This is a genomic window from Pseudoalteromonas sp. APAL1 (assembly GCF_021532475.1).
Taxonomy (GTDB): domain Bacteria; phylum Pseudomonadota; class Gammaproteobacteria; order Enterobacterales; family Alteromonadaceae; genus Pseudoalteromonas; species Pseudoalteromonas lipolytica_C.
In genome coordinates this window covers 1-14,446 of the sequence record NZ_JAKGAW010000073.1, presented here as the reverse complement: position 1 = coordinate 14,446, position 14,446 = coordinate 1, and the positions used below count along the sequence as shown (strand labels likewise).

The following is a 14,446-nucleotide window of genomic DNA, read 5'->3' as shown; positions in this document are numbered from 1 at the left end:
TTCTTAACCTTTCCACCATTTCATTTAAAACTTTATATTGTATTTCCCTTAGCATACGTAACTCTACAGCGCGTGTAGGAGTAGTTGGCATTTCTAGGACTTCTTTGTAAAGAATCTCAAATACACCTTGAATGTTTTTAACCATGGAATCTAAGTAAGTTGCAGCTCCCTTGTCTGGCATGCCAATTTCATTTGCAAAAGCCAAAACATCATCTCGCCTTAATTCATCAAATGTTTCTTTTCCATTTATCGGTATTGATAATTTTTGCTCAAGTGGTTTAGTCCCTTCTTGCACATATATTATCGTAGACAATAAATCATAAAATGGTGTCAGCTGTGGATCCCCATCCCCATAATAAAAGCTAATATTTTTTAGGTGTGCATCACCGTTTCCTATAAGAAAATTAAAAATAACCCAGCGATATAGCTTTATTGTATCTTGTGCCTTAGTCCGAACTTTACCCAATATCTTCTTATAAATTTCAACAGTTGAAGCTGCATATTTAAAATCTTTACCAAAACTCAATAGTTGACACGCATCAATAATGTGTCGACGCTCTTGATTCGGGTATTTACCATACCGGTCAAATCTTTCAACTAAATAGATAGGCTCAGGTACATACAATAACTCCACTTTTGGTACATCTATACCCATCATTTTAGCAAGCCTCATAACAAACCATTCATTACAAGTCGTTTGCCAATAATCATCAGGCTCTGAATGATCTGGTTTCAATATATGAGTGGAAGGCGTACCTGCATTACCTTCAAAAAAATCAGAGCCTTTTTTTATAACTAGCATTTTATATTGTGCCCCAGCGAGTGACATCCTACTACCTTGTCTCTTATTCAATGGTGCTTTAGGGAGAGCTTTTATCCTCTCTGAAAGAGCAGATAATTCTAGAGGCTCAGCACTTGGATCTGGCAAGACCCCCCCCTTAGGCAACATTATTAAGGCACCAGCGGACTCAATACCTGACACTTCTAGTAATGCAAATGAATCGTAGTAGTCAACTTGCGCATCTTTTGCTAATAATTTGCGCGCGTTTTCTTCGGGTAAAAGATTATCAAAAAAGCTCTGAACAGGACGTTTAGTACCTGTGTCTAACGTCATTTCATTTTGAATTGGTATATCCGGTGACAAGGAGAAGTTTTTATCTGAGTTAACCCACTCTTGTGAATATTCAAATGCCCAAAAACCATTCACATCCTTTAACTCACCCATTTTTTTTGTACTTACAAATACTGTGAGCGATCTATCCATTATCAAACTATCTCACTAATGCGTTTGATTAGCTTCTTTTGCGCTGAAGTATCTGATGGAGGCAGCGCGAAGTCTATTTTCATTTCAATACCAAGTGACTCCATCAAATCAAATAACCTGCTAACGGACAATGAACCACTCCCCTTTTCAAAGTCACCTACCGTATTGATACTATTACCCGAAAATTCTCCAATTGTTTTTTGGTCTAACCCTTGGCTTTTTCTAACAGCTGATATTAATTTACCTAATTGCTTTGCTGAACTAACAGATATTTCCATTTTGATCACCAAAATTCACAGATATTTATGAATAATAGAGGGATATAATCAACAGGGCAACAAATTCACAATACTTAGTGAAAAACCTAGAGTTGCAGTAAAAAAAGCAAAAATTCATAATATTTTGTGAAAATTTGAATTCATATAGATACTACAGATTGACTAGATAGACTCACAAGGAATAGAATAATAGGTAAAATTTAAGAAGGAACTTAAATAGGTTTTTATGTATGACCAAAATCAAAATTAATAAAATTAGAAGTTTATCCCATCTAATGGTTTTATTGCTTGTTACTTTTGCATTGATGCAAATTTCCACATCATTAACAATATTTACCTCAATTCTTGTTTTTATCTATTTGGCGTTCATTCTTTCCTCAACAGTTAAAGCTTATTCCCAAGGAATTTATTTTAAAGCTTTCAATACAGAGAAGTTCTATTCAGCAGAAGAGATTAAAGAAGGTGCAATTCCATTTCTTCTATATTACTGGAACGACAAAAATAGCTCATTAAAGTCATTATTCAAATGAAGATAAAGTGATCTAATCCAGTAAAACTGGACACTACATTAAGCTACGTTTAATTTAATTGTTCAATATTTAAAGTGCCACCAGCGAAACGTACAATCCCTTCCTTTTTCTGAAGCTCGTTACATTGACCCCGGTATTCTATGAAATTATCCAGAAGTTCAAGCAAGTATAGCTTGAAGCCAGATTCGGTGACCTAATCAAAAATCTCATCTTCAAGAGTCCAAGATGTTCCGCTTAGGCGGTCTTCGTCATCTTCCGCACGAAACACTCCCTCACCCGGCACCTTCACAATGTCAGGGTGTTGTTTTGAAAGCATAGCCAAGCGAGTAGATTCAAAGTTTGGATCGAAATTAGGCATTATTAATTTTCCTTTTATCATAAATTCGATATATGTCAGACTATCAGCTTTTCCTTTTGCAGCAGCCTCCTAAGTCTGAAAATAGTAAAAAAATCAGAGCAAATTGCGCACACGCTGAACAGAAAACATAAGAGGCACAAAGTGCCAAATTGATTACCTTAAGGCACATTACGTTCATTAAAGTAACCAGAATAGAACATTATTGGCTCAGTTATTTTAGAAGGGGCACGCCATGCGGGAGGACGCACGGCTAACTGAGGACGAAGCGCCGACGGACAATCACTGATCACGAAAACAAAAAGGCCGGCTTAATGAGCATAAGAAGAGCGCATCAAATCCCTGACGGCTATCTGTCAAATTGCATGGGCATAGCCATGTTCCATCACAGCATTTTATCAGACCGGCGCGTATCTCTTACCGCTAGAAAAATCGGCACACCAATCTGCGAGAACAGCGCTAGGACCCAAAGCCCGTTGCTGACAATCGACGGTACGAGGGGATGGAAGGCTAGCGCAACCAGCGCCATGACAATGCCGAACAGCCTCAGACCGGCGCTATGGTAGTTGTCGGCGGCATCAGCCACAGTTCGACGCAGCGCCCATAGCGAAGCTAAAAAAACCGCAAGGCCGACCGAGCCAAGCGCGGCGTAGCCGGGCGGATAAGGCTCCCACAGGCCGACGTAGACTTCTCCGGCCAGCGCAACGCCAATCGTCACCGCACTCCACAAAATCGCGATGTGAGCAAGCCAGTATCTCAGAAGCACGGCACTGGTGCGGCTCTTCGGTTTTGCATTGCCGGCGCAGTCGAAATAAGTCCAGGCCAGCGCGAAGAGGGACAAGCCGCCCATGGTCACATTGAACATCGTACCCGCGCTGACTTTGTAGACGCCCTTGTCGGCCAGCGTGACCACCAGCTTAAAGAAGCCTTCACCCAGCAAGATCAACATCAAAAGGCCGAAGCGCTCCGAGATGTGTCCGAGTTGAGGCATAAAGCGTTCGAAGCGGAGCGTGCCTACGCGCGGCAGCATGTACTGCAGCTGAATTGCTGCCACGCCGGCGGCAAACACCCAGTAGGCGACCGGTGTGGGCAAAAAAGCCGACAGTGCGAACACCCCGGCCAACACGAAAAAATTCCGCCCCTGTTCCTGCGCCAGCGTATTGCCCGCGTTGTCGGTACAGCGCGCCCGCCAGTAAAGATAGGCCGTCAGCGCCCGATTCAACGCATAGCCCAGCGCGAAATACGTCCAGCCTTCACCTCCCACGTCGGGAATTGCCGCCGCGATGGTCATCATCGTGACAATCTTAAGTGCCATCACCACTCGATGCGGCATGTCCGTGGAGATATACAGCGAATTATAGACCGAACTGTCTGCCCAGGCATAGAAAATCGCCAGGAACATTCCCGTAAACACCCAGAATCCTTGCCACCCCAGATGATGGGACAGGTAATTCCCCAGAATGAAAATTGTCACTACATGGACCAGATCGAAGAAAAGTTCCACCCAGTGCACGTGGTCGTGGGTTTCATCGACATCCATGTGATGGCGTGGTCGCCGCCAGAGAAGATCGTTAATTACCATACACTACCCCTTTGTCTTATTGTTCTGGCGGGGGTTCTCCCCCGTTTCTACGGACGGTTTAAAATGTTTGTAAACTACCTGTCTTGATTAGCTACTCTAAGTCGCATTCTTGGATTATGAAACCGCTCGATGTAAAAAAGTATATCGGCACAATGACCGACAGCACTCATGCTCCCCAATAAGTCGTTGCTTTTTTAAATACCGTTGATAATTGCCGCTGGTAAATTGCGTTCCACGATCCGAATGCAGTATTGCCTGTGTCGCTTCAGGACGTTGCCAGACAGCCATCTCCACCGCTCGCAGAACCATTTTTCTATCCTGTCGGTGATGTATTAACCAGCCTACAACGACATGGTTAAACAGATCCAGCACAACACACAGATAAAGTTTTCCTTCATCTGTTAATCAAGTACGACCACTATTTTACCAATCTGCTGATTTGACCCCAGATAGTGATGAGCTGCTACTATCTCTTCAAATTTAAAGCTTCGATCAATGACAGGCTTGAGTGTTCCTTCGGATAAACCCGAGTGGATAAATTGCTTTGCTCTGCGAAAACGCTCGATGTCTTTTATAACCTCAGTAAACACATACCCCCTAACTGTCAGACTTTTACGAAGTGCTATTTTTAAGGGAAAAGGAGTTGTTTCGGGACTTAATGCTCCGTGTACTATTATTGTTCCTTCAGGGCTCATTGCTTCAGCAATTTCAGCTACCTGCGGCCCACCGACAGCATCAAATGCGATTTTTAAATTGTTTGCTCCCAAGATGCTTTTCAAGCTATCCAGTAGCGGTTCTTCTTGGGTTGCAATCACATGGGCCGCGCCAGCCTTGAGCACAGCAGCCTTTTTAGCTCCTGTTAGAGTTGTAGCGATAGGGATACCTCCCAGAGAATTCACAATTTGAATCGCAGCCAATCCAACACTGCTCGATGCGGCGGTTATCAGTACTGCATCGCCTTTTTGCACGTTAGCAATTTCGACCAAAGCGCCATAAGCTGTCAGGTACTGCATCCAAGCTGCTGCGCCTTCAGCAAAGGTTAGCCCTGCTGGTTTGAGTGCCACATATTCACTTGGTACGACAATCTCTTCTGCGTAGCAGCCATTCTGAGAAAGCCCCATCTGAGGGACAATGCAAACCTCGTCCCCAAGGCGTAAATGATCTACCTCTTCCCCGATTTCAATGACTATCCCGGATGCTTCATAGCCGATTCGCGAAGGGAAGTCAGCCTTTTCTATATAGTTGCCTCGCCTAAACATGGCATCAGCACGATTGAGGCCAACAGCTTTGACCGCAATACGAACATCAGTGGCCTGCAAACTTGGACTCGCCAGCGAGTCAATAGTTAACACCTCGGGACCACCTAATTCATGGAAACGAACAGTTCGAACTAGTTTTCTTGGGCTCATATGCATCCTCAACAATGACCTTTTAAGCAATTACATCAATAACTACTTTACCCATGGACCCCAACTCTACGGCATTATGTGCATCCATTGCCGTGTCAAGGGAAAAGCGTAACGGATCGAGTAGTGGCTTAATTTGTCCAGCTTCAACGAGAGCCGTAATTTGCCGCAGAATGTCGCCATGATGTTTGCGCCCCTCTCCGCTGAGCTGTGGGTGTAACACAAAAATCGCTGACAATGTTGCAGAGCGCAATGACGACGGTGCCAGATTATGTGAGCTGAATGCAGCACAGCTTAAAATATGTCCATAATGTGCAATGATACCTAATGAGGCATCGAGTACAGAGCCACCGACAGTGTCGTAAACGATATCGAATCCTTTGCCTTGGGTGTATGCGTCCACGTAGTCAGCAGGGCTTACAGTGTGATAATCAATCGGCGTGGCACCAAGCGCCTTGAGCAGTTCTTGTTTTCCAGTCGATGCAGTGGCATAAACGTCGGCACCTAAGGCCTTAGCAATTTGCACAGCTAAATGTCCAACTCCGCCAGCTCCACCTTGGATAAGGATTTTCTGGCCCGCTTTAACATTCGCCTTGTCAACCAAACCTTCCCAAGCGGTAAGTGCAACCAGAGGTAAAGCCGCAGCTTCACGCATGGACAAATTTTTCGGTTTGAGAGCAAGTAACTCAGCATCTACGTTGGCATATTCAGCCAGTGATCCTTGCAATCCTCGCACTCCGCCAGTCAGACCATAAACTGCATCACCTACTGCAAAGTCGGTGACGCCGTCGCCGATAGCAACAATTTCTCCAGCTAAATCGGTGCCAAGTACTGCGGGTAATTCCGGCATAGCATAAGGAGCGATACCTTGGCGGATCTTGTAATCAATAGGATTGACTCCACTTGCAAATATTTTTACTTGCACCTGACCTGCTGATGGCGAGGGTAAGTTAATCAGGGCATCCCGGAATGCTGTACCCTCTTCATAGCTATCTAATACCAAAGCACGCATTTGTCTGTTTAACGCTGTCATCAATAACCTCACAAACTGAATATTCAGCGGGTGGTTAAATCACCCGCTGGTTAATAGGTCTTTTATTAAACGAATTAAAATTCTTGAACAGTTGGGCGCAGAACAATCTCGTTGATATCCACATCCGCAGGCTGCTCAATTGCGTATGCGATAGCACGAGCAACAGATTCAGATGGAATTTCATTTTGCTGATAAAAATCTTTTACAAAGGCTGCACCCTGAGTATCTGAACTTCCATGTTTTAATTCAGATTCGACTGCACCTGGTGAAATGATTGTTGAACGAATTTTACCCCCAACTTCATGGCGTAAGCCTTCGGCAATAGCGCGAACAGCGAATTTGGTTCCGCTATAAACCGTGCCGCCGGGACTGAATACTTTGACACCCGCTACGGATGAAATATTGATAAAGTGGCCTGTTCCCTGAGCCTGAAAAATCGGAAGCGCTGCGGCTACTCCATACAGCAGACCTTTAACGTTGATGTCAATCATGCGATCCCATTCGTCAACTCGAGTCTCAGCTAACGGTGCAATAGCCATTAACCCTGCATTATTGATAACCACATCAACTTTACCGAAGCGCTCTTGTGCAAGATTTACAAGGGCCTTCACTTCGTCCTGGCTAGTCACATCTGTCGCTTGAACCGCAACTTTTCCGCCTGCTGAGCGAATGTCAGCAGCAATAGCTTCAAGCTTCTCGATACGGCGGGCACCTAACACTACTGACGCACCAAGACTAGCCAGATATCTTGCTGTTGTTTCGCCTAAACCGCTGCTACCACCGGTGATAACAACGACTTTACTGCTGATGTTGTTTGCTAAAACACTGCTCATAGTTAATATCCTCAAATCAGTTGAATGAATGACTCTGTCTAAATAACAAACAAATTATTACTTACCTTCCGAAATTAATAAATGGAAAAGTTTTAATTTCACAATTCCTAAAAATGGAATAGTATTAATGTATTCATATCAAAACTGAATGTGACTGTGATGCTTAACAGATTAGAAATGCTCCGGATATTTTGTACCGCTGCTGAGTCTCGCAGCTTTAAAGAAGCGGCTAACCGTCTGGGAATTTCTCCTCAGGCAGTGACACGAGCAGTGAAGGAGTTAGAGCAATTACAAGGGGAGCTTTTATTTCATCGAAATACTCGACACATACAAGTGACTATAGTTGGAGAAAAATTTGCTTTGATAGCAAAAGAACGCCTGCGCGCTGTAGATGAATTGTTTCAAACAAGCGCCCCTAACTCGGGTAATGAATTACAAGGGCGGGTTCGTATCGCAGCGCCTGTTGGTTTTGGTCATAAATGCTTAATGCCAGTATTACTGGAACTCTCAACAATACATCCTCAATTGGATATAGACCTTACACTCAGTGACGAGCGCGTGGATGTCGTTGACGAAAAAATAGATATCGGGATTCGTATCGGCTTCATGAGGGATAGTCGATTTATTGCCCGCCAGCTCACCAAAATTAATATGTATGTCGTGGCTTCGCCTGACTTAATAAATAGAGTGGGAAAGCCTGCGTCTATTGAAGATCTAAACCACTTGCCGGCTACAGGGTTAGTAGATCGCAATACGGGAAAGCTTTGGCCATGGGTTTTTTCCATGGACAGACAGTGGACCCCATCCATAACACGTTTTCGAAGTGCCGACACCGAAGCTGAATTAATGGCTATACAAAATGGACTGGGGTTTGCTCAAATTCCTGACTTTTTGGTCCAAGACTTATTACGCCAAGAGAAACTTGTGAGAGTGTTAGAAGAAGTCGAGCCGGTGCCTTGGGATTTATATATTTATCGCCCTCAACGTGGTCCAGTACCACAACGTATTCGATTGGTTTTTGATCACTTGGTGTCAAGATTGAGTGACCGCTAATGGCACATAAGTAATATTCATAAAGTGCGAATACTACATTAGCTCACTTGACTGCAAAAACTGTAACCAATGTCTTCAGGATGATACAAGCGAACTATCACACCGCTTAGGTTTTCTGGGTCGTAAAACACATCATCCAACCAAAGGTGCAAAGCAAACGTAATGCGATTCACCCATGGCAAAATTTTAATGTGCGACTGGCTTATAACGTAATCAAGTAAGGGATCAAATACACCATATTCGCTAAGCAACACTGGTACTTCAATCAATAAACCTGAATTATCTGTTTTAACTTGCGCAAGAACTTTGTCTAACATGGTAACTAAACCAATTAGTGCGGGTGAGTTTTAGTAGATTAATATAAGAAGTGCTATTGATCTAATGAACTGAGATCTAGTTTTTTACTTTATCTAAGATAGGAATTAGTACAGATTAGTATAGTTTTGAATACTATAAATAAATCTTATATTTCAAACAACAACTCAGAAAAATAAATTTACCTAAGGATAAGAAATGAAAAAACCGGCCTAAAAAGGCGGCAATTTCGCCCAGACCAGTGTTCGTAATACCAAACGTGGAGCATTGGACAGTGATATATTAAAAAACCTACTAAATTTAACAGTAAGTAAATTTACAACTTAGTATCAAGCGGTAATTCGGTGAAGCTCATGTCTTTTAAGTGATAATCGTATAAGTATTTACCTTTGTCTTTAGGGTTTTTGTAATACTTTTCGTTGTATTCACTTTTGTTTTCTTTTTCCCATTCCTCAAAAAATACGTATCGCAGTTCGCTAATATCCACACCATCATCAAAACTTTGCCCAGTAATAAATTTATGTACTTTACCTTTGTGAATAACTAAATGAGAACCTGCATATATTCCCCAGCTGTAATCCCAATTACCTGACCCTAATTTCCTTGGGTGATACAAGTAAACATCATCCCCAATGTAATCGCTCATTAAATACAATGAAACAAAATTTCCATTTGCTTCAAAGATTACATATGCAGATTTACTTTCTTGATCATATGAAGAAACTTTTCCAAGTCCAAGGTATTGACCGCAGCGATTTATAACAAGAGTCAAATTTTCACATTGATTTTTATTTTTATAGGTTATAATCCGCTGAGTATTTGTTGTCTTTTCAGACTCTATTTCAAGCCCTTTCATAAAAGCAATCTCATCAAGCTTTTGTGAAGCTCTAGCAATAATACCTTTAGGATTTTCAATTGTTGATTGGTCGACATTATCAACTTTAACAATAAATTGAGCGCTATTAACTAATGGCTCGTTTTCAATAATGCTATCATTAATAGCTGTACTGGCTGCTCCAGCAAAATCTAACATTAACAACTGACCTATAGCCATTGCACTCGAACCTGGTACTTTACGAGTCCCTGCATCACCGTCAGCACTGTCCATAAACTTATTACTGCCAGCTAAGCGCATTGTTGTTTTTGCAAATGAGTCATCCTCATTTGCTTGAAAGCTATCAAACACAATTGGCTCTTTTGTTGATGAACAAGCTGATAAAGTTAATGCCATAACTGAAGCTAAGGCTATTTTAGTTATATTTTTCATAGATTTCCTCGTTTGTCCCGAAAGTGTCTCTATCGTACTTTATTATTTATATCACGCAACTTTATAATCATTAATCATCATTATGAAAATAGCATGCCAATGGTCTCGGCACATATGAACAATCAATATCATCTGCATTTATGATACTTCTTGTTTCAATAGCTCTATCAGCCAGTTCAGCGTCAACAGTTCTTTGTGTTGTTCTATCAACAGCGTTTTCTCGACCTTCATTATTAAGCATTCGACCAGAACCAGTCAGCTTATCAAGGTCTTGATCAAAATCAGCAATACCAGACTCGATCATTATGTTAATCCATTCGCTTAAATCAATTTTATTCCAGTCCAAGTTAGACAGTTGTTCAGGGGTTAATCCCGGGCAATTTCTTATCTTTGAGCCATCAACTTCTTCTGCTGTATATTCTTCTAGGTCATGGCCAAGCATTGGTGATGCTTGTTCCATTATTATTCGAGATAGGATGGAGTCATAACAGCAGTAATCTTGGCGGCGAAGATAGCAAACACCCAAAGCATCTTCAGCACAGTATTTCTTTCCTGCGGGAATGCATTGTTTCGTAGCAAGCCTAACTCCCATATCCATTTCATACTCGTGGCAAGCAGTGAGCAAATTTAAAGCTAGTTTAATATATTGATACACCATGTATGCTGCATATACATAACCAATTACCGCTACAGCTTGACTTGCCCCTTCTGATAGCACCACTGTTGATGCCCCATTCTTAACAGTCTCTGTCATTAATGCCTGAGCTAACTCCTCTGGAATCGAATCATAAACATATTTCATAACCGCTTGTTGTAGTTTTTCCATAGCCTGTTTAGAGAAAATATCCATTGCGGCCCCAGATGCATCAACCACCTCCCCTACTGCATTACCTGCCGCAGTACTTGCCGCATCAGTAAATACTGTAGACACTGAAGACCAAGCGCTTGAAACAGCTTCACCAGCAGTTGTAGCTGCATTAGCAATAGGTTCTCTCAGACTCTGATAGCCGCCTACTACAGCATTACTGGTTCCATCTAGTCCAGCTACAAATGCATCTGCTTGTAGCATGCCATAAGCAGCTTGTGCATATTCATAAATATCAACACCATCAGGAGCCTCACAACAGTCATTACCTAAACCACTTGGCTCCCAAGAGCAAAATTTGCCTTCACCTTTAAAAATAGTGCACGTTGATGGGTCTGTAGGATCTTCACAGTTCATCCCATCTTCCATATGTTGTATTACTGTAGCCATAGCAAGAACATCTGCGAATTGATCATTAACTTCACTATTTGATGTTTCACAATTCCCTCCAACACAAGGCAATGTAGCCGCACAGGTATTCTGTGTTACGGAGCTTGTTACAGTCGAAACAACCTCCTCATCACATTGATACTCAATTGTGTAAGCGAAGCAAATATCATCGGCGTCATCTCGCTCCCAAAGCCACCCTTCAGCACATGTTCTCTCAATTTCTTGACATTGCGTATCAGTTTGGTAGGTAGTGCAGTGGTTTGGTTGAGATTCTATCTCATCCCAGGAATAACATTGGAATTCATCCCCTATCCCTGCTGCTTTTTCTTCCTCAGTGGCTCTCCGAGTTACAATACAGTAATCTTCACCTTTAGTAGGATCACAATTGTATCCATCAAGGTTAACTCTCCAAGTTTTATTTCCTGTATCACCATTATAAAAAGGAAGGACTGTTTCTAATATTTCTGGGGGTAATCCAACGCTACCAACTTCGATATTTGTATAGCTATCAAATTTACAAAAACCTTCAAACCGGCTTTCAGTACCACCACTAATAGTGTCTCTAAACCCTGCTAAGCCATTGCTTTCCTTAAGCTCACTTTCAATCGCATCATAGCAACCAGCTGGATACTGCTTGTTTTCCCCTACTTCACCAGTAAACCTGTATCTTACTTGAGCGTTCAAGATCCATTTTGTATCACCACCATCATCAGTTTTATCTTCAACTTGGAAAATACCTTTTAAACCATTTGCACATGTTGGCGCTTGCAACTCTCGAATCCAAGTACTTTCATCAATACTTCCATCTAGTGTGGTGTTAGGCCAAGCACCAAGGCTTACCCTATTAATATTAGTATTATTAACTGTGCAGAAATCTTCAAAACTTGGACCTTCAAATTTCAGCTCTGTTGCAATTGAATCGGTTGGGGCTATTGTCTTAGCAGTTTGCTTCTTTAGGTCAAATTCTACTGTTAAAAACTGCTTACCCTTACCCGCCATTTGCACTATTACGTCATAAGCAACTGGTGTAGCTCTTTCAACTTCGCAATATAAGCTATTGCTTGCAAGGGGTTGCATACATAAATGATTTGTTGATTGTGTTGATGTAAATTCACGTGTTATGTCAACTGACTCATCTGTACATGACGATAACCATGATCCGGTACCGTCAAGGGCATCATTAACTTCATTAAATCCGTAATTGAAAATACTGCTTCTGGGGTTTATTTCTGGGAGTTTATTGTCATTCTGAATTGATTGAATTGTTTGGTATACAGTTGCATCACTAGCAGTGTCAGTTTTCAAACTGTTTATTTTAGTGGTTCCTGAAGCATAAAACTCTGTCTCATTACCATAGTGACTGTCTGCCTCAAGTGTTGTTTGAGAGTGATTTAGCTCTGAGCTAGTGTACTCGTTTTGATTAGAAACATGCTCAGTAACTTTTGATTCATCAATAGTCCCAACATAATTACCACTATCATCTTTTGTAAGCGAAACTCCTCCATTACTATAATTTGTAATTAAACCTCCACTAGCATTAGTCGATGGAACAACAGCTGACTTTGACATGTCTCTCGCAACATTTACGCTATCTTCAATCTGCTGCTGTGCATTGTCTCCATAATTACCATAAGCAGACAAATCAACTGTTCTAGATGTCTGTGGGGTTAGGTAGTATTTTTGAATTATCTCATTTTCTCGATTTGGATTTATGACTGTTTGATGTGGGTATTTTAATAACGTTTGATTTAAACGTTGATCATCGGAGCGGTTATTTGTTGGATCATCAGTTTTGTATTTTTGCTGAATTTGGTCAAACCGTTCCTGTGCAGCAATAGCTGTTTCAAATGGAGTGGCAATCGATAGTAACCCAGCCCATACCCCAATTACTGATACAGCAATGGTTTGACCAACCATGCTTGCAATGATTGTATATCCGGTTAATTTTTTCTTAAAACACTTCATTAAACATAGAGCCATGACTATTGATTTGAAGATATTTTAAAATCTATATTTCCATCTAAATCCTAATTTTCATTAGATTTTTAATTAAAATTTGCTCAATTAAAGCCACCTGATAGAGTAAAAAGGCTCAGAGGTGCCTTTGCTCCATTATCATTTGATATACATGCCATGATCTATAGTGAGGATGCCCCTACACTAGAAAAAGAACTTCACAGAAGATTTGAGAGAGCAAGTAAACAAAGTAAATCCCAGAAAAGAGTTTGTGAACTACTCGCGCCTAAAGGCATCGAGCTTCCAAGATAATAGCCTAAGCTACTAACCTTTCTTTTTTGACGCTTCGTTGGACACCGCTAGTCGAGCTTTTGACTCGGCTAGTCTTACGATTGCCTCCACGTCCACTATCTGCCTGAGTTATTAGAACTCCATCGCCAGACAACACCGTTCCAGTGTCTAATATTAGGTTAATTGCCCGTTTCTTTATGACCTTTGATGCGTTGTTATCTGCATTGTCAGTATTGCCACAGTTACCGCACACAAATAGCTCTTGTGATTTACGGTTGTCGGGGTGAGTGTGATCGCATTCAGCGCACTCCTGACTGGTATGCGGGGCGGGTATTTTGAAGACGGCTTTTCCTGCTTGGTAGGCCTTGTATTTGGTGTAAATCTCTATGATGTGCCAGCCAACGTTTAAAATAGACTTGTTTAGCCCAGCCTTTTGTTTGGCTTTGTTTGACACATACCGACCTTGTTCATCCTGCTTCGCCTTTGGCTTGCGCGTCATGCTTGAGGTTCGTAAAGCCTCGAACACTATAACCTTAGCCTTGCTTTCGATTAACGAACGACTTGTTTTATGTGCAAAATCGTTTCGAATATTCGCCTTTTTAGCATGGTGCGTAGCAATGCGATGTTTGGTTTTGTTTCTTCGGCTAGAGCCTTTTTTCTGGCGTGATAACTTGCGTTGAAGTCGCTTGATATAGCGGTCAGCTTTGGTCATGTTCGATTTCTGGTTTTCGCAGAAATCGAACGTTATAGAGCCTGCGTGAACAGGAATTGCCACGCCACGATCTACACCAATAGTATGTTCTTCCAGATATTTTTTGGTTGAACCCTGCAAGAATTCCAAATGTTCAGCATTGCTAGGAAGTTCTTCTTCGCTATTGCCGTCTTCATAACAGAAAGATACATAATATTGACCACGCTCTTTGCGCACATATAGCGAGTTTGGGCTCTCGAACTTGCCATGCGCTTTAAAGGATAAGTAACCAATATTATTAGTCTTCGTGCCGATAAATAGTCGTAAGTTTCCATCT

At 41.8% G+C, this 14,446-nt stretch carries 14 protein-coding genes and 1 pseudogene; 3 read left to right on the top strand and 12 right to left on the bottom strand.

Annotated elements, in window-relative coordinates:
• Together L1264_RS20460 and L1264_RS20455 are read right to left on the bottom strand one after the other, a co-directional pair.
• The coding region (locus L1264_RS20460) for a HipA domain-containing protein (RefSeq protein ID WP_235404509.1) at positions 1-1,264 on the bottom strand (1,264 nt) is incomplete at its 3' end.
• A gap of 2 nt (positions 1,265-1,266) precedes the next feature.
• Positions 1,267-1,542, bottom strand: a complete 276-nt coding sequence (locus L1264_RS20455) for a helix-turn-helix domain-containing protein (protein WP_199530303.1) — start codon at positions 1,540-1,542, stop codon at positions 1,267-1,269.
• 230 nt (positions 1,543-1,772) lie between these two features.
• On the opposite strand from L1264_RS20455, the gene L1264_RS20450 reads away from it, so the two are divergent.
• Positions 1,773-2,072 carry a hypothetical protein gene (locus L1264_RS20450; protein ID WP_036973809.1) on the top strand — a complete coding sequence of 100 codons (300 nt, stop codon included), beginning with the start codon at positions 1,773-1,775 and terminating at the stop codon, positions 2,070-2,072.
• Positions 2,073-2,265: 193 nt separating this feature from the next.
• On the opposite strand, the gene L1264_RS20445 is transcribed toward L1264_RS20450, so the two are convergent.
• The 6 genes and pseudogenes from L1264_RS20445 to L1264_RS20420 form a co-directional block, all read right to left on the bottom strand.
• A complete protein-coding gene (locus L1264_RS20445; RefSeq protein WP_230237501.1) occupies positions 2,266-2,430 on the bottom strand; it encodes a hypothetical protein in 165 nt (54 codons plus the stop codon).
• Between the two features lie 382 nt (positions 2,431-2,812).
• Positions 2,813-4,009, bottom strand: a complete 1,197-nt coding sequence (locus L1264_RS20440; protein ID WP_230237499.1) for a low temperature requirement protein A — start codon at positions 4,007-4,009, stop codon at positions 2,813-2,815.
• Positions 4,010-4,083: 74 nt separating this feature from the next.
• A pseudogene (locus L1264_RS20435) lies at positions 4,084-4,411 on the bottom strand (transposase); the annotation flags it as partial.
• Complete coding sequence (locus tag L1264_RS20430; protein WP_235404507.1) at positions 4,411-5,418, bottom strand: zinc-dependent alcohol dehydrogenase family protein; 1,008 nt, start codon at positions 5,416-5,418, stop codon at positions 4,411-4,413. The gene L1264_RS20430 and the pseudogene L1264_RS20435, both read right to left, overlap by 1 nt.
• A 22-nt stretch (positions 5,419-5,440) precedes the next feature.
• Positions 5,441-6,448, bottom strand: a complete 1,008-nt coding sequence (locus L1264_RS20425; protein ID WP_235404505.1) for a zinc-dependent alcohol dehydrogenase family protein — start codon at positions 6,446-6,448, stop codon at positions 5,441-5,443.
• A 74-nt stretch (positions 6,449-6,522) separates the two neighbouring features.
• Positions 6,523-7,281 (bottom strand): SDR family oxidoreductase, encoded by a 759-nt coding sequence (locus tag L1264_RS20420; RefSeq protein ID WP_036973805.1) that lies wholly within the window; start codon positions 7,279-7,281, stop codon positions 6,523-6,525.
• A 159-nt stretch (positions 7,282-7,440) separates the two neighbouring features.
• Between L1264_RS20420 and L1264_RS20415 the strand changes: the two genes are divergently transcribed.
• Positions 7,441-8,334, top strand: a complete 894-nt coding sequence (locus tag L1264_RS20415) for a LysR family transcriptional regulator (RefSeq protein WP_036973804.1) — start codon at positions 7,441-7,443, stop codon at positions 8,332-8,334.
• Positions 8,335-8,372: 38 nt separating this feature from the next.
• Here the strand turns inward: L1264_RS20415 and L1264_RS20410 are convergent, their stop codons facing one another.
• From L1264_RS20410 to traN, 3 genes are all read right to left on the bottom strand, one after another.
• Positions 8,373-8,651, bottom strand: a complete 279-nt coding sequence (locus tag L1264_RS20410; protein ID WP_036973803.1) for a hypothetical protein — start codon at positions 8,649-8,651, stop codon at positions 8,373-8,375.
• 314 nt (positions 8,652-8,965) lie between these two features.
• Positions 8,966-9,916, bottom strand: a complete 951-nt coding sequence (locus L1264_RS20405; protein ID WP_036973802.1) for a hypothetical protein — start codon at positions 9,914-9,916, stop codon at positions 8,966-8,968.
• A gap of 70 nt (positions 9,917-9,986) precedes the next feature.
• The gene (gene traN, locus L1264_RS20400) at positions 9,987-13,136 is read right to left on the bottom strand and encodes a conjugal transfer protein TraN (RefSeq protein ID WP_036973800.1); all 3,150 of its coding nucleotides are present in this window, start codon (positions 13,134-13,136) and stop codon (positions 9,987-9,989) included.
• A 159-nt stretch (positions 13,137-13,295) separates the two neighbouring features.
• Here traN and L1264_RS21560 point away from each other — a divergent pair, with 159 nt between their 5' ends.
• On the top strand, positions 13,296-13,439 hold the full coding sequence (locus L1264_RS21560; RefSeq protein ID WP_348535099.1) for a hypothetical protein: 144 nt from the start codon (positions 13,296-13,298) through the stop codon (positions 13,437-13,439).
• 4 nt (positions 13,440-13,443) lie between these two features.
• On the opposite strand, the gene L1264_RS20395 is transcribed toward L1264_RS21560, so the two are convergent.
• Positions 13,444-14,446 (bottom strand): RNA-guided endonuclease InsQ/TnpB family protein (locus tag L1264_RS20395; protein WP_235404503.1); only part of this gene is annotated, 1,003 nt, incomplete at its 5' end.